Raw genomic sequence first — 15,337 nt, forward strand, 5'->3', positions numbered from 1 at the left:
CAATGCACTTCAATATTGTCCCGGCCGCGGTGGCTGCGGTTCTCGTTGCGTCTGCCGCGCCGTCGATGGCCGCCGATCATCAGATTCAGTTGCTCAACAAGGGCGCCGACGGCGTCATGGTCTTCGAGCCTGGCTTCGTCAAGATCGCTCCCGGCGACACAGTCACCTTCGTACCAACCGACAAGAGCCACAATGTCGAAACGTACAAGGGTCTCATTCCGGACGGCGCGGCGCAATTCAAGTCGAAGCCGAACGAGGAATTCCAGACCAAGTTCGACGTGCCCGGCGCCTACGTCGTCAAATGCACTCCACATGCCGGCATGGGCATGGTCGCACTGATCCAAGTCGGGGACGCGCCGGCAAATCTCGACGCCATCAAAACGGCAAAGGTGCCGAACCCGGTACGCAAGCGCCTCGACGCCGACCTCACCCAGGTCACCCCGTAACCTAAATCAGCCGCAAGCTGGCGCTTCAAAGCGCTAGCCCGCAGGGAGTCGATCTATGATCAAGCAAGTCACCGCCGCCCTGTTCGCTGCCCTCTGCGCCGCCGGAGCGGCGCACGGACATGCCACGCTTGAACAAGCGCAGGCGGCGCCCGGCAAGGCCTACAAGGCCGTCGTCCGGATCGGTCACGGCTGCGAAGGAAAGCCGACCATCAGAGTTCGCGTGAAGGTTCCAGAAGGACTCATTTCCGCCAAGCCGATGCCAAAGTCGGGCTGGACCGTCGACAAGATCAAGGGCGCCTACGACAAGAGCTACAATCTCTATGGCTCGGCAGTGAAAGAGGGAACGACGGAAATCGTCTGGAGCGGAGGCAATCTCGCTGACGACGAGTATGACGAGTTCGTGTTCCGTGGAACGGTGGCCAAGGAAACGCCGTCCGGGACCCGCATATACGTCCCGATCGTGCAGGAGTGCACCGACGGAGCTTTCGAACGGTGGATCGAAATCCCAACGGTGGGCAAGTCATCCGACGACTATGAAAATCCGGCGCCGTTCTTCGACGTCGTAGAACAACCTCGTTCTTGAGAAGGAACACCGCCCATGTGGCTGATCTTCCGCACATGGGCGGCCGCCAACTGGCGGGCAGCCTTGCTTCTCCTCGCCCTGGCGGCGCTCGGATTCCTCTCGCCAGTGGGCGCGCAAGCTCACGCCGTGCTGAGAAGTTCCTCCCCCGCGAGCAACGCAACTCTGGATCGGCCGCCCAGCCGCGTCGAGCTTCGCTTTAACGAAGCAGTCAGGCTTGTCACCGCGAGCGCTATCGATTCCACCGGCGCCCGGACAGTCGTGCAAGGGGACACTCTCGGCCCCGTTGTCATGTTGAACCTCCCAAGTTCGATCGGTCGTGGCACCGCCATCGTAAGCTATCGAGTGGCATCGGAGGACGGGCATCCGGTGGGCGGCTCCCTCGTCTTCCACGTCGGCACGCAGACCGCCACGACCAGCGACGCTCCGCAAGGATATGTCTCGCCCCTGATGATCGCAATCTGGCTCGTGCATGCCGGCTCGATCGTCCTCCTTGCGGTCGTCGTCGGGGGTGCATTCTTCGCCCATCTGCTCGATGCTGGGGCGCTCCTTCCCTCGCGACAGGACATCACCGCGTCCCTCGCCGTCCTGCTGCTTATCGCGAACGTCTACCTCCAAGGGCTTGACGAGATTGGCGGCGAACTGACGCTCGCTGGCATGCGGCCGTTTCTCGCCGCAGCCCATGGCGGCTCGGCGATCGCCGCATCTCTTGCACTGTTCTCCATCGTGCTCGTTTCGATACCGATCAACGGCCGCAGAACTTCCTTGGCGGCCGTGGCACTCGCGATGATCGCCGCCTCCGTCTCCTTCACGTTCACCGGCCACTGCAACGTGGCGGAGCCTCGCTGGCTCGCCAGGACGTGCATGTTCCTACACGGTGGGGTGATGATCTTCTGGATCGGAAGCCTGATCCCGCTGTGGCGAATTGGCGAAAAGCAAGCGCGCTCGGGTCCGCTGCTCGGTTTCTCGCGGGTGATACCCTTGCCGTTCGTCGGGATGTTGCTGGCGGGCGGTGCGCTCGCATGGATTGAGTTGCCCTCCCGCGATACCGTTTTGCTATCGATCTATGGACGGGTGCTGCTTCTCAAAATCCTACTCGTCTCGTTGCTCTGCTTGCTCGCAGTCTACAACCGGTTCTGGCTCACGCAGCCTGCGCTGGCCGGAAGCCCGACCGCCAGATGGCGCCTGCGACGCAGCATCTCCGCAGAGATAGGCCTGGCCGTGGCCATCGTTGCCTCTGCGTCGCTTTGGCGCTTCGCAGGCCCCGATCAACTTGAGTTCGCGACAGCGGCGCCGATGCTTTCCATTCACCTGCATTCCGAGACGGCAATGGCGCAGTTCGAGCTTCAGCTCCAGCGCGACGGAACCTCCACGGCTCGAGTGAGCGTCATGACGCTCGACTTCGAGCCACTCGAACCGCGTACTGTCATGCTTCGCATGAGAAAGCCGAATGCCGGTGTTGAACCCATAAAATACGATCTGTTGAAATCACCGGACGGCGCCTGGGAGACCAGCGGCCTACCCATAAGCAATCCGACCGGCTGGGAGGCCGATGTGCAGATCCTGATCGATGATTTCACGACGGCTCATCTCCAAGGCGAACTCGCTCCATCAACCGGCGCAGCCGCCGCATCGGTTACGAAAAGGTCCGGTGCCGGTTCCTGACCGCCGCCATGGCCGCGCGCTAGAGAAGTCTCGGCGGAGCCGTAGATTTCACTAGCCATCCATCATTGACAATGATTGCAAGAGCGGTCGCCGCCACCCAATCGCCTGCCAATTCGACTTCGCAGCGACGTCGGGGCACACATGCCCGAGCAACGGTCGACGTCGGACACCACCGGAACGACATTCGCCGCCCTTGGGTACGGGAGAATACGATGCTTATCAAGGAAGGCGAGAGCCGCACTCTAAAGACGGACATTCTGCTCGCATCGTCGCTAGCGTTCGTTGCAGGGGGCGTCAACAGCGCGGGATATCTGGGATTCGGCTACTTTTCGGCCAACATGACCGGCAATGTCTCATTGATCTCTGATCATATCTCAGCGGGAGACATCTACCTCGGGGTCGCGTTCTTAGGTATTGTTGCGATGTTCATGGCGGGAGCGTTCTCTGCGTCATTGTTCATCCAAATTGGCAAACGCTATCGGTTGCGGGCGATATTTGCTCTCACCCTTTTCGTGGAGGCGGCTTTGCTGATGGGCATCGGCCTCTACTCTCTCATCGGAGGTTCAAGTGTCAGCGGTCTCGGAACCGTCGGTGTGATTAGCTTCTCGATGGGCATCCAGAATGCTGCATCCACGCGAATATCCGGCAGCAGGGTACGAACGACTCATGTATCTGGCGTCGCAACAGATATCGGAGTTGGCTTGGCGCAACTGATCGAGCCGTCTGATGCCCATGCGGGCCGGCATACTCGGGATCGCCTTCTGCTACACAGCGCGACCGTGGCGTCATTCCTTGTCGGTGGCATAGCCGGCGTGCTGTGTTATCAAGCTGCCGGCGGTGCAGTTTTCTGCGCGTTTTCAGTCGTTTTGCTGTTCCTTTCTGTCAGGCATCTGATTGGCGTCTCACATAACTGAGAATGCGTGCACCGCATAGACGTCCGGCGATAGCTGCGTGGCCGTCCAGATGGCCCGGCGTGCCCGATCGACGAGCAGTTCGAGCAGTCTCAACGCGGCGCGCCCTGATATTACCCATGCTGGACCGTTTTAAGCCGATCTGGAGGTTTACTTTGTCTTCCAAACTGGACAGATCGGCAGTTTCGCCTAGGACGGAAAAAATCGACGAGCCGAAGAATTTCAAAGGTAGAAAGCAGTCAGTCATCTAGGGCGACCGTGCCGGCCTTGCTCAGATAGGAGGCGAGTTTGGCCCGATCATGCCATTCATGATAGGCGGTCTTACCCAACAGATCCGCCGGCACCTTCCAGCCGGGATCGACGCCCTCCATATTCGGAAGATCATGCGCGATGCCCTTATGGCAATCGACGCAGGTCGCCTTGCCCGGCAGCAGGTATCGGGTGTGAATTTCGGCGGCGCGCTCTGTCTGCTTCGTCAGATCCATGGCTCCCATCGAGTGGCAGTTTCGGCATTCCAGGCTGTCGTTGGCCTTCAGCCGCGCCCATTCGTGCTGGGCGAGTTCCAGCCGTTTGTCGAGGAACTTCTCGCGCGTGTTGATCGTCCCGAATATCTTGCCCCAGACTTCCTTCGATGCCTGCATCTTGCGAGCGATCTTGTCGGTCCATTGGTGTGGCACATGGCAGTCGGGGCATGTGGCGCGAACGCCCGAGCGGTTCGAAAAATGAACCGTGCGGCTCAGCTCCTCGTAGACGTTCGTTCTCATTTCATGGCAGCCGGTGCAGAAGGCCTCGGTATTGGTCGTCTCCAGCGCAGTGTTGAACGCGCCCCAGAACATGACGCCGCCGACGAAGCCGCCAAGCGTCAGGAAACCCAGGCTCAATGTCGCTGCCGGCGAGCTCAGCAAGCGCCAGCACAATAGGATTATCGCCTTTATCCTGCCAATCATTGCTCGCTTCCCGCAGGTTTGAACCCCAGCTCGCTCATGTCTTTGAAGCTGTTAGGCACCAAAGGCTTCGCATCCGCCTGAGGCACGTGGCAGGCCGTGCAGAAGTATCGCCGGGGCGAAACGTCTGCCAGCATCTGCCCTTCGCGGGTCATGTAGTGCGTGACGCTGATCATCGGCGCGCCGGAGCCTTCGGTAAGCTCGCGCCGATGGCAGGAAAGACAGCGATTGGCGTTCACCGTCAGTTGGTAGCCTTCGATCGAATGTGGGATGATGGGCGGCTGGTCCGGATAATTTCGCATCTTGCGGACGTCATCGACCACCCACTTGGGAACCGGCTTCGGATCCTTGCTCTCCATTGGATTCTCGTTGCCCGACAACGACGGCACCATCTGCGCTAGGGTGACCGTGCCGGTGAGCATGAGGACGGCGATGGCCGCGATCGCCCAGACGCGCCTCGAAATCAGACGACCGGAAGAATCTTGACTGCGCATTTTTTGAAATCCGTCTGCTTGGAGATGGGGTCGGTGGCGTCGAGCGTGACCTTGTTGATCAACTGACTGGCGTCAAACCATGGGACAAAGATCACGCCATGCGGCATTCGGTTGCGCCCGCGAATTTCCACGCGGCTGATGATTTCTCCGCGCCGCGACTGTATCCGCACCTCCGCGCCCTGATTGAGGCCCATTTTCCTGGCGTCGTCGCCGTTCATGAAACACCGTGCACCTGGAAACGCCCGATAAAGTTCCGGAACACGCATCGTCATCGAGCCGGAATGCCAATGTTCGAGGACGCGGCCCGTCACGAGCCAGAAGTTGAACTCGTCATCGGGCGACTCGGCCGGCGGCTCATAGGGAACCGCCAGGATGACCGCCCGGCCGTCCTTCTGCCCGTAGAACTTCAGCCCCTCGCCTGGCTTGACGTAAGGATCGTAGCCTTCGCGGTACCGCCACCGCGTCTCCTTGCCGTCGACGACGGGCCAGCGCAGGCCACGCACCTGATGGTACGTGTCGTAGGTTGCTAGATCGTGTCCATGCCCGCGCCCGAAATGGGCATATTCTTCGAAGAGCCCCTTCTGGATGTAGAAGCCGAAGGCCTTGGCCTCCCGGTTCTCGTATTCAGGCGAGACGTCCGACAGCGGGAATTCGTTCACCGTCCCGTTCTGGTAGAGCACCTGATAGAGCGTCTTTCCCTTGTATTCGGGGGTCCTCTCGAGGATGTCGGCGGGCCAGACCTCGTCGGTGGTGAAGCGCTTGGAGAATTCCACCAACTGCCAGAGGTCCGAGCGGGCTTCGCCGGGAGCATCGACCAACTGGTGCCAGACATGCGTGCGCCGTTCGGCATTGCCATAGGCGCCCTCCTTCTCCACCCACATGGCCGCCGGCAATATCAGATCCGCGCTCATGGCAGTGACTGTCGGATAGGCGTCCGAGACGACGATGAAGTTGTCCGGGTTTCGATATCCCTTATAAGTTTCGTTGCTGGTGTTCGGCGCGGCCTGGACGTTGTTGTTGACCTGCACCCAGTAGAAATTCAGCTTTCCGTCGTTGAGCATGCGGTCCTGCTCGACGGCATGATAACCTGGCTTGTCCGGAAGGAGCCCGTCCGGAAGCTTCCATATCTCCTCCGCGTGCTTGCGATGGTCCGGATTGGTGACGACCATGTCGGCCGGCAGGCGGTGGGCGAAGGTGCCGACCTCGCGGGCCGTACCGCAGGCCGACGGCTGCCCCGTCAGCGAGAACGGACTGTTGCCCGGCTCGGAAATCTTGCCCGTGAGCAGATGGAGGTTATAGACCATCTGGTTGGCCCACACGCCCCGAACATGCTGGTTGAAGCCCATCGTCCATAGCGACATGACCTTGACTTTGGGGTCCGCGTATAGTTCCGCAAGCTGTTCGAGGAAGGCGCTGTCGACGCCCGAAAGCTCGACCGCCTTCTCGAGCGTATATTCGGAAACCATCGCCTTGAAGGCTTCGAAGTCGATCGGCTCCATCTTGGCGGCCTCGGCCACGCCCTTGGCCTTCATTTCCAGCGGGTTGTCGGGACGCAGGCCGTAGCCGATGTCGGTCGTGCCCTTCATGAACTTCGTATGCTTGTCGACGAAGTCCTGGTTGACGCTGCCGGTCTGGATGATGTGGTTGGCGATGTAGTTCAGGATCGCGAGGTCCGTCCCCGGCTTGAAGATCAGCGGGATGTCGGCGAGGTCCATGCTGCGATGCGTGAAGGTCGACAAGACCGCGACCTTGACATGCTCGTGCCCGAGCCGCCTGTCGGCGACCCGCGTCCAGAGGATTGGATGCATTTCGGCCATGTTGGAGCCCCAGAGCACGAAGGCGTCCGCGTTCTCGAAATCGTCGTAGCAACCCATCGGCTCGTCCATGCCGAAGGTGCGCATGAAAGCCACCGCTGCCGAAGCCATGCAGTGACGCGCGTTAGGATCGAGGTTGTTGGAACGGAAGCCCGCCCGCATCAGCTTCGTCGCGGCGTAGCCTTCGAAGATGGTCCATTGGCCGGAGCCGAACATCCCGACCGCCGTCGGCCCCTTTTCCTTCAGCACGCGCTTGGCCTGCGCCGCCATGACGTCGAAGGCCTCTTCCCAGGTGACGGGCTCGAACTCACCGTCCTTGGCATAGACGCCGTCCCGCTTGCGCAGAAGCGGGCTCGTCAGCCTGTCCTTGCCGTACATGATCTTGGAGAGGAAGTAGCCCTTGACGCAGTTGAGGCCCCGATTGACCTCCGCCTCCATGTCGCCATGGGTCGCGACGACCTGGTTCTCCTTCACGCCCACCATGACGCCGCAGCCGGTGCCGCAGAAGCGGCAAGGCGCCTTAGACCATTTTATCTCCAGTGCCGCCACCCCTCCAGGCACCGACTGCGCTGAAGCGGGGGCGGCAAGGCCGGCGGTCGCCGCCGCGATCGCCGCCGCCTGCGCCTTCAGGAGATCACGCCGCGTGAGTTCGGTCGTCATCGATCGTCTCCTCGATTTCCAGTGCCTGTTCGAAAACCATATGGGCGGCGAGCACGCCGTCCATCCCCGAAATGCCGATGAGCGTTTCCCCGAGCACGCCCGAATGCGGTCCCTCGATCACGACGACAATCTTGCCCGATCCCGTCGCGTGAACCTCGACCCCTTCGATCGCTGCGAGACGCGCTGCGACGTCTTCGGTCAGTTCCGGCCGGGTGACGACGACGGCGCTCGAGACGTGATGTCGGCGGTTAGACATGACCTGCCTCCCGATGGCGGGGTTTCATCGTGAATGAATCGACCGGACAGACCGCGATGCAAGCGCCGCATCCCGTACATGCCTGCTCATCGAGTTCAGGAACGAAGGGGCCGCCGACCCGCGGCCGAAAACGGATCGCGCCGGCCGGACAACCGTCGCGGCAGGCCTGACAATCGACGTAGTTGTTGGCGAGGCATCCATCGCCAATTGCTGCAAAATGGGCAAAGCCGCCCGCAGGACCAGTCGAAAAAACGCTCTCGGGACATCGCTCCGCACATTCGCCGCAAAACGTGCATTCTCCGTGCCCGAAATCAACGACCGGAATGCCTGAACGGATCGAAATGATCCCCGTCGGACAAGCGTCGACGCAGGCACCGCAGCCCGAACAGTTTTTGATGGATGCTTCGGTCGCTCCCGGAGGGAAGATTGTAGCCGGATCCTCAGATGACCTGCCGGTGAGAAAACCGCGCCGGGTGCGAGCTGGGAGAACCATGATCGATCCTCACTCTGCCGAGCCGGGAGGCGCAGGCTTGACGTCATGAGGTCCCGGCGGTCCATACACGATCTGATACATCCAGACCATGAAACCATAACCGCCGACAACGCCGACAGCGACCACAGGCCAAATCCCGAAAGCGAGTACAGCGAACGTCAACAGTTCGCGCCTGCGCTTCCTCCTGAACTCTCCCACTGAATCCGAGATTTGGGTCACAACATCCTCCCAGAGTTGTTGCCGAAAGCCTGCCATACCCCTTCAGATGTGTCCAGCTTGAACATTCGCTGCATTCTCCATCAGGGGCAGCTCTCCGAAGGCGGCGGCCAACGCGCCACTTTGAGAGCGATTTTCGCTCCCGCCGGACGACTACGAGGCCGTTTCGACCGTCATTGCCGAGTCAATTAATCTCAACCGCATCGAGCCTCGCCCCCATCAAGGGAGACGCGACGCGCGATATATGCCACGGTCGGGCGGTGTAGTTGGAATTGCTGCATTTTTGCGCATTTCGCGAGGTTAATGGCGGTGTGCCTCGCTTAGTGAAAACCTGCAGCGCGTACTCTGCGGCTGCAATTTCGTCCTCACTCGTCAGCTTCATCGAGGAGCACTCTTCCCTAAGCGTACGAAGGACTTTCCGATGCAGCTTGATCTTTCGAGCGAACCACCTCGCGCAGGCAGGCTATTGATACTATTTCCATGACGGCTAGCTTGCCTTCCACTTCTCCTTGCGAAGGGGTCGCGAAGCATTCGCCACCGCGCTTGAAGTCACGATCAATGAGTAGCATCTGCAGATCCTTTCCTCGACCAGTGCGTGTCGCTCCCGGAGATCATTCCGGCGCATCGAATGCGGGTCCGCGCGACTTTTCCGCTCCGCGCGACGGATGACAGCCTATAAAAGAAAGGGGTTCGGACATTGCGGAAGGTCAAAGACCGCCGACAGAACGGCCGGTAGCGTGACTGGGAAACTCGCCGATGTCATGGCTGACGTGTTCGGACTGCAAACGAAACTCGGACAGAGCCCTTCACTCATTGCCCGGTGGATGCGCTCCCCAACGCGGCGATGACCGAAACCGCCCAGCGCATGAGGAGCCGAACATGAACACCGCCGTCCCATCGAGATACTTCTTCAACGTGCGTAGGAGTGTGAGATACGAGCGGGACCCGCTGGATCTCCTGCTTCCGGACATCGACGCCGCCATTACGGCCGCTCTATATGGTGGCCATGTTTCCCTTCGCCAGGGAACCTCGGTCCGGCGACGGGCACGGCTTTGCGAGATTACTGACGCCGCTGGCCAAGTCCTTGCCGTGGTGCCCGCCGAGTGAAGCTTGTCGCGCGTCTTCCAGCGTCGCCGCAGCGACCGCAAGGGTCCGATCTCCCAGGTCTAAAAAGCATTGGGTAGCCTTCGACCGTCAATCGTCCCTTCCCGCGCTACGGCCCGATAGAGCCCCGATTGAAATTCCGTAGAAGACGTGCGGCGGCTCCGAAAGCACCGGGAGCTCGGCCGGCTTTAGCGATCCGATTTCCCACCAGTTGGAATGCCGCTGTAGCAATGACCAAGCGTGCACTCTTTCATCATGCCACAAACCGTTGTCCGGAAACTCTTGAAAACGGCCTTCGATGACGATGCTTGTCCACCCGCCCCCGCTCGGCAGGTGCTCGACATGGAGGCAAACCTTGTCGTTCGCCCTCATCCAATCCAGCTTCCGCCCCGGCATCGAGAAACTGTAAGCAACGTCTCCCGCAAAGGAGAAGTAGATTGCAGCGATATAGGGTTGCCCGTCCCGACAGCACGCTAGATGTCCGAAGCGCGCATGTTCGAGGATTCCGTAGCATTCCCCCTGGCTCAACTCCCGCAACTTGAGCGCCATGAAAGCATCCTCCTCTTTATGGTTGGCCCTGACCAAGAATACTCTTCAGGAAGGAGGCGTCTTTGATCGAGCGCAATACCGGGCGGTCGGGGTCGCTCATGCTGAAGCGATTGATGGCTATCTCCCGCGAAAACTGGCTCAGCAAACGCATGGCTTGAAGATTCGGATTTGAGGGGATGGACTGAGCAGCATCGTGCCCGAAAGCGACCAAGGACCAACGCGTCCACGAGAGAATGGGAGTCCCATCAAACCCTACTCGCCGGCCGGGTACGGCGGCGGCTTGTTTGCGTAGTACATTGCCGGCTGGTCGATCTCTTCCGGCGTCATCGCACGGGCGACGTTCCTCATCTGCTCGTTGATTCGTTCTGCCGGGAGCCGGACACGAACGCGGCTAGCTGCGTCTTTAAATAAAGCTCGGACTGGCCTTCGAGCCAGGGGCTGCCAAGTTTGTTTTCGACGCTGCCGTGGCAGGAGCCGCAGGGGGCGATTCCTCGCGTCGGCGCACCGCTGACGACGATCCTTGGAGTCGGATGGCTCTCAGGAGGATGGAAGCCTGGGAGTCGCGTCAGGCAGGAGTAGTAGGCAGCCAGATCCTGCATGTCCTGCTCGGAGAGCTTGACTGCAAACGGGCTCATGACGGCATTTGACGCGGACGCCGTCCTTGAAATCGCGAAGCTGCTTGTAGATCACGCTCGCATATTGCCCGGCGAGGTTCGGAGAGTCGGCGCGACTGACGCCGGTGGGGCTATGACAGATGGCGCATTGCTGGGCAAGCGTGGCTCCCCGGCCTATCGCCTCCTCGTTCCGTGCCCGTGGGACTGCCGTGGCGATCTTGACCAAGGAAGTCTTGTACTCTGGCCTGACCGCTTCCGGTTGTTCTCCTTTTTGCGGCAATCCGGCCGCCCGGCAGATCGAATCCCAGATGCCAGCTACCTGCTCCCCCGCCTCCAGCCGTGGCAGCAGCACCACGCCCAATCCCGCCGCCACCAGGAAAATCGCTGTGGTGACGCCAACGCTGAGGCGCGGGTTCGATGTTTCGCCGATCGTTTTGCCGGCGTCGGATTGATCTGGCCTCCCGATTGCCGGGACACCTGGCCTCGGATCGCAGGCGCCAACGCGCAGCGGACTAGCCGTGTCGAATCAAGCTCGATTCAGGGAACGCGGCGGCTCTGCGCGACCGTGGCCTGGTCGGCGACGAAAATGGCGGCAAGCTCGTCTCGTGGCAAGCTCTGGCGAGGCTGCAGCGCTGAGCGAGGTGGCCACGTCCCCCGAGCGACCGTGTTGACACGATGCGCAGCCTTCCTGCGAACGATCGGCGGGGCTTCCGGCCATGTAATATGCCGTCGAAATGTCGTTGAGTACCCGGCGCACGCCGCCCACGCTCTCCGCGGTGACCTTCGCTGCTTCCCTTTTCAACGGACACGCCATCCTTCCGCGCAAAGTCACCTCGCCATTGAGAACCGTAACCTTCACGACCTCGTGCGTCAGTCCGAGTTCAAGTTCCAAGCGCCTTCTTACCGCAGTGGAAAGGTCGAAGTCGCCGATAGGAATGACGGTGTTTGCGGGCATGGACTCTTCTCCGTTGCGACGGCGAGAACTTACGATCGATTTGCCCTTGCAGCGTTGATGCAGATCAACTGGCGGCCAGCCCGCAAGCCAAGCTCCGCAGCGGGAGGCAACCAAGGCGCACCTCGACGTTGCGCGCGGCGCCGTATGCTGCGTCATTCAGGAGCAGGTGCCAAGAGGGATCAATTTTGCGCAATTATGTAGCAACTGCCACCGAGTAGTTGATGATAGTCACATCGACCCGGTCAGCCTGTCGCGCATTGAGCAACGATAGGGGGAAGATTGTCTTCAAGAGGGGCGAGGGTCGCGAACCTACCCTCAGATGGGATTCCGTTTCGCCGAAGTGTCGCCACGACATTGTCAAACATCGTCGCCCGACAAGTAGGACGGTGGAAGGCTTCGCAGCACTCTCAGGCAGTCGATTAGCTGCCCGGCAAACGAGTTGGAGCGGTTGGCATCATCATCTCTGGTAGCCGTGGCGCCAACATCCAGATAGCACTCGACGAGCGTCTCGCACAACGGCATGACCCGTTCGGTTGCGGCCGGGGACGATCTCAGCGAAAGCGAAGCGCTTTCGAAGGGCGCATTGCGCAGCGACTCGGCGCGGTCGCTACATTGTTGCGCCAGGGATTGCAGCTCACTCCTTCCTCCACCGGTCGCATCTGCAGGTATCGACTGGATATGCAGCGCCAGCCTCCGTTCAAGTGCAGCGATGTCGACTACGCCGATGGTCAGCATCTTGTCGCGTTCGCTGTGGAATGCCAGTCTCCGCTCGCGTCTCAGTTTCGCGACGTGTCCCAACTCCTCGCGCGCCATCCGCTCGGACGCGCTTTTGATCTCGTCCGACTGCGCATGGGCGGAGACATAGGTCCAGAACACGAAGGCCCTTTCCTCATTCCGCACCGCCATGGAGAATGCTCGATATGCACTAAGCATGTCGGGAGCGACCGTGCCCGCCCCTTCGTCGTCAAAGAGCTCCTCTTGGTTCCCGACGACGACTTGGCGGTTTGGGCGTGGACCCGATTCTTGCCAGTCGACCACCTTGGCCAAGTGGCCTTTCTCCTCGACGACAAGTGATTCGAAAATTTCAGCGAGATCCGAACGCTTCATCTGCCGCATTCTGTCGGCTAGTGCGACGTAGCCGTCGATCGCTTCCTGCTCCATTTGGGCGGCAAGCGACAGCAGATCTTCCAGGGTGCTGAGTTCCCACGGTTCGCGGTTAACAGATGGCATTTCATACCCCTTTGATCGGTCGTTGCAGCGGCAGTTTTCTCGCGTCGCTTGCGCGTATCTTCACAAAAGTTAGCTCGCCCAAGATTGATCCTCGTCAAAGACCCGCTAGCTTTTCGACCTATACCTGTGCCGGCCCTCGTGGGAAACTTATGGAAGTCCAGTAGAATGGTATCACAAACGCTAAGCAGCGCCACGTGGCGCACTTTGGTGCTGTTGCTAACAGCGATCGGCGTCGCGATTGTCCTGCTGGCAACTCCTTCTTCCGCAGGCGATCTCCCGGCCTATCTACAGAAAGTTCAACCCAGCGAACTGTTCGATGGCGCCGAGCGATTCGGTGAACCGGTGGGCGAGCCGCCGATCGCACCGGTCTACCGGGGCACGGAGATGGTCGGCTACGCCTATCTGACCTCGGATTTCACCAGTTCCACCGGCTACTCAGGCAAGCCGATCCATATCGCCGTCGGCATCGACGCCTCGGGCGTGGTGCGTGGCATCAAGCTTATCGATCATCATGAGCCGATTGTCCTGATCGGCATCCCGCAGGCAAAAGTGGTTGCGGCGTTGAACACGATCATCGGGAAAGACCTTGGACGGGTAGCGGCCGGCGAAGAACGGCCTCCGCAGGTCGAAATCGTAAGTGGCGCTACCGTCACCGTGCTGGTCATGGGCGACAGCGTAATCCGCTCCGCAGTCAAGCTCATCCGCAGCAACAGGTTGCACCCAGAAGGCGCCGCAGACGCCAAACCTCTGGCCGATGTGAAAGCTCTGGACCTCGCGAAGACGAATGTCAGCGACTGGCAGACCCTGGTGGGGGACGGTTCGGTCCGCAGCCTCCGGCTCTCAGTCGGAGAGGTTTCGAAAGCCTTTCAGGATGCCGGGCATGAGGACGCCGCATCCCATCCGGAAACATCAAATCCGGAGGACCGCTTCATCGATCTCTACGTCGCGCCGGTCAACGTTCCCTCCATCGGAAAGACCCTTCTTGGGGACGCCGGCTACCAGCGTCTTCAGACCCGCCTGCAGCCGGGGCAGTCCGCAATCCTCGTAGCCGGCGACGGGGCCTACTCCTTCAAAGGATCCGGCTACGTCAGAGGAGGCATATTCGACCGCATCGAGTTGCTGCAGGACGGACAAGGATTGAGGTTTCGGGATCGCTACCACACCCGGATCTCCGCGCTTGCAGCCGCCGACGCCCCGGATCTGAAGGAGATCGCGCTCTTCGTGGTACCACCTGAGTTCGCATTCGACGTCACGGAGCCGTGGGAACTCCAACTGCTGGCGCAGCGAAGCAGCACTGGCGCCCGCGACAAGTCGGTCATCCCGTTCAATGTCGGATATACGCTGCCTTCTCAATATTACAACGTGACCAAAGCCGCCGCTCCGTCGCCACCGGTCGTGGTGCCGGGCGAAGCGGCGAACGAAACGGACGAACCGCCGTTGTGGATGCGCATCTGGAACATCAACCGCGTCAACATCGGCGTCACCGCAGGCGCGCTTCTCGTTTTGACGGCAATTTTCTTTTTCCAGGACTGGCTCGTCAAGCGGCCGGCACTCTTCGCCTGGGTGAGAAACGGCTATCTGGTATTCACCCTGGTCTGGCTAGGCTGGTATGCCAACGCCCAGCTATCCGTCGTCAACGTCCTGACATTCACGAACGCGCTGATCACCAATTTCAGTTGGGAGTTCTTCCTCGCGGCGCCGTTGATCTTCATCCTCTGGGCAGCGGTGGCGGCGGGGCTGCTGTTCTGGGGGCGCGGTCCATTTTGTGGCTGGCTCTGCCCTTTCGGCGCGCTTCAGGAGTTGCTGAGCAATATAGCCAAGCGTCTCAAAGTGCCCCAGGTCAAGCTGCCATGGGGTCTTCATGAGCGCCTTTGGCCAATCAAATATATGATCTTCCTCGGGCTGTTCGGATTGTCATTCTATTCGATTTCCTACGCCGAGATGGCGGCCGAGGTCGAGCCTTTCAAGACCGCCATCATTCTGAAGTTCGTCAGGGACTGGCCTTTCGTCGTCTTCGCGGCCGCGCTGCTTTTTGCAAGCCTCTTTATCGAGCGCTTCTATTGCCGGTACCTGTGCCCGCTTGGAGCCGCCCTCGCCATACCAGGTAGAATTCGCATGTTCGAATGGCTGAAACGCTACCCGGAATGCGGCTCGCCCTGCCAGCGTTGCGCGAAGGAATGTCCTGTCCAGTCTATCCATCCCGAGGGCCAGATCAATGTCAATGAATGCATCTACTGCATGCATTGCCAGGAACTCTACCATGACGATCACCGCTGCCCGCACATGATCCAGGTCCGGCTGAAGCGCGAGAAATTCATGGCGCTTTCGACGCCGGAGTCACGCGGCGAAAAACCACCAAGAACGGTCGTCACCCACAACGGCAAACCGATCGAACGAGCTTAATCG

15 protein-coding genes and 1 pseudogene are annotated in these 15,337 nt (G+C 60.4%); 6 read left to right on the forward strand and 10 right to left on the reverse strand.

Translation table 11 applies throughout. The annotated features are described in order from the left end of the window. Positions 1–2 precede the first annotated feature (2 nt). The 4 genes from N2A41_RS29190 to N2A41_RS29205 all read left to right on the forward strand — a co-directional run bounded on the left by N2A41_RS29190 (position 3) and on the right by N2A41_RS29205 (position 3,605). Positions 3–446 (forward strand): pseudoazurin, encoded by a 444-nt coding sequence (locus tag N2A41_RS29190; protein WP_260111569.1) that lies wholly within the window; start codon positions 3–5, stop codon positions 444–446. Between the two features lie 55 nt (positions 447–501). Continuing rightward, positions 502–1,029, forward strand: a complete 528-nt coding sequence (locus N2A41_RS29195; RefSeq protein ID WP_260111570.1) for a YcnI family copper-binding membrane protein — start codon at positions 502–504, stop codon at positions 1,027–1,029. A gap of 15 nt (positions 1,030–1,044) precedes the next feature. After that, on the forward strand, positions 1,045–2,691 hold the full coding sequence (locus N2A41_RS29200; protein WP_260111571.1) for a copper resistance CopC/CopD family protein: 1,647 nt from the start codon (positions 1,045–1,047) through the stop codon (positions 2,689–2,691). Between the two features lie 212 nt (positions 2,692–2,903). Then, the gene (locus N2A41_RS29205; protein WP_260111572.1) at positions 2,904–3,605 is read left to right on the forward strand and encodes a YoaK family protein; all 702 of its coding nucleotides are present in this window, start codon (positions 2,904–2,906) and stop codon (positions 3,603–3,605) included. Between the two features lie 236 nt (positions 3,606–3,841). Here N2A41_RS29205 and N2A41_RS29210 read toward each other — a convergent pair whose 3' ends face one another. The 6 genes from N2A41_RS29210 to napE are packed head-to-tail and all read right to left on the reverse strand — an operon-like array spanning position 3,842 to position 8,482. Then, positions 3,842–4,549 (reverse strand): NapC/NirT family cytochrome c, encoded by a 708-nt coding sequence (locus tag N2A41_RS29210; protein ID WP_260111573.1) that lies wholly within the window; start codon positions 4,547–4,549, stop codon positions 3,842–3,844. Beyond that, positions 4,546–4,968, reverse strand: coding sequence for a nitrate reductase cytochrome c-type subunit (locus N2A41_RS29215; RefSeq protein ID WP_113548485.1), 423 nt, complete (start codon positions 4,966–4,968; stop codon positions 4,546–4,548). The genes N2A41_RS29210 and N2A41_RS29215 overlap by 4 nt, the downstream gene beginning before the upstream one ends. A gap of 41 nt (positions 4,969–5,009) precedes the next feature. Continuing rightward, positions 5,010–7,514 (reverse strand): periplasmic nitrate reductase subunit alpha, encoded by a 2,505-nt coding sequence (gene napA / locus N2A41_RS29220; protein WP_260111574.1) that lies wholly within the window; start codon positions 7,512–7,514, stop codon positions 5,010–5,012. Beyond that, positions 7,489–7,770 (reverse strand): chaperone NapD, encoded by a 282-nt coding sequence (locus N2A41_RS29225; protein WP_064683066.1) that lies wholly within the window; start codon positions 7,768–7,770, stop codon positions 7,489–7,491. The genes napA and N2A41_RS29225 overlap by 26 nt, the downstream gene beginning before the upstream one ends. Next, a complete protein-coding gene (gene napF / locus N2A41_RS29230; RefSeq protein WP_260111575.1) occupies positions 7,763–8,263 on the reverse strand; it encodes a ferredoxin-type protein NapF in 501 nt (166 codons plus the stop codon). The genes N2A41_RS29225 and napF overlap by 8 nt, the downstream gene beginning before the upstream one ends. Positions 8,264–8,272: 9 nt before the next feature. Beyond that, on the reverse strand, positions 8,273–8,482 hold the full coding sequence (gene napE / locus N2A41_RS29235) for a periplasmic nitrate reductase, NapE protein (RefSeq protein WP_064697124.1): 210 nt from the start codon (positions 8,480–8,482) through the stop codon (positions 8,273–8,275). 876 nt (positions 8,483–9,358) lie between these two features. Here napE and N2A41_RS29240 point away from each other — a divergent pair. After that, the gene (locus N2A41_RS29240) at positions 9,359–9,586 is read left to right on the forward strand and encodes a DUF6894 family protein (protein WP_260111576.1); all 228 of its coding nucleotides are present in this window, start codon (positions 9,359–9,361) and stop codon (positions 9,584–9,586) included. A gap of 87 nt (positions 9,587–9,673) precedes the next feature. On the opposite strand, the gene N2A41_RS29245 is transcribed toward N2A41_RS29240, so the two are convergent. The 4 genes and pseudogenes from N2A41_RS29245 to N2A41_RS29260 form a co-directional block, all read right to left on the reverse strand. After that, entirely contained in the window at positions 9,674–10,132 is a 459-nt protein-coding gene (locus N2A41_RS29245; RefSeq protein WP_260111577.1) for a pyridoxamine 5'-phosphate oxidase family protein, read from the reverse strand. A 252-nt stretch (positions 10,133–10,384) separates the two neighbouring features. Then, positions 10,385–11,176, reverse strand: a pseudogene (locus tag N2A41_RS29250) (c-type cytochrome). Between the two features lie 96 nt (positions 11,177–11,272). Beyond that, a complete protein-coding gene (locus N2A41_RS29255) occupies positions 11,273–11,857 on the reverse strand; it encodes a BON domain-containing protein (protein WP_311202892.1) in 585 nt (194 codons plus the stop codon). Positions 11,858–12,058: 201 nt separating this feature from the next. Beyond that, positions 12,059–12,931 carry a ferritin-like domain-containing protein gene (locus tag N2A41_RS29260; RefSeq protein ID WP_260111579.1) on the reverse strand — a complete coding sequence of 291 codons (873 nt, stop codon included), beginning with the start codon at positions 12,929–12,931 and terminating at the stop codon, positions 12,059–12,061. Positions 12,932–13,096: 165 nt separating this feature from the next. Between N2A41_RS29260 and N2A41_RS29265 the strand changes: the two genes are divergently transcribed. Next, the gene (locus tag N2A41_RS29265) at positions 13,097–15,334 is read left to right on the forward strand and encodes a NosR/NirI family protein (RefSeq protein ID WP_260111580.1); all 2,238 of its coding nucleotides are present in this window, start codon (positions 13,097–13,099) and stop codon (positions 15,332–15,334) included. Positions 15,335–15,337: the final 3 nt, after the last annotated feature.

This window comes from Rhizobium sp. SRDI969 (genome assembly GCF_025152725.1).
GTDB lineage: Bacteria > Pseudomonadota > Alphaproteobacteria > Rhizobiales > Rhizobiaceae > Rhizobium > Rhizobium leguminosarum_I.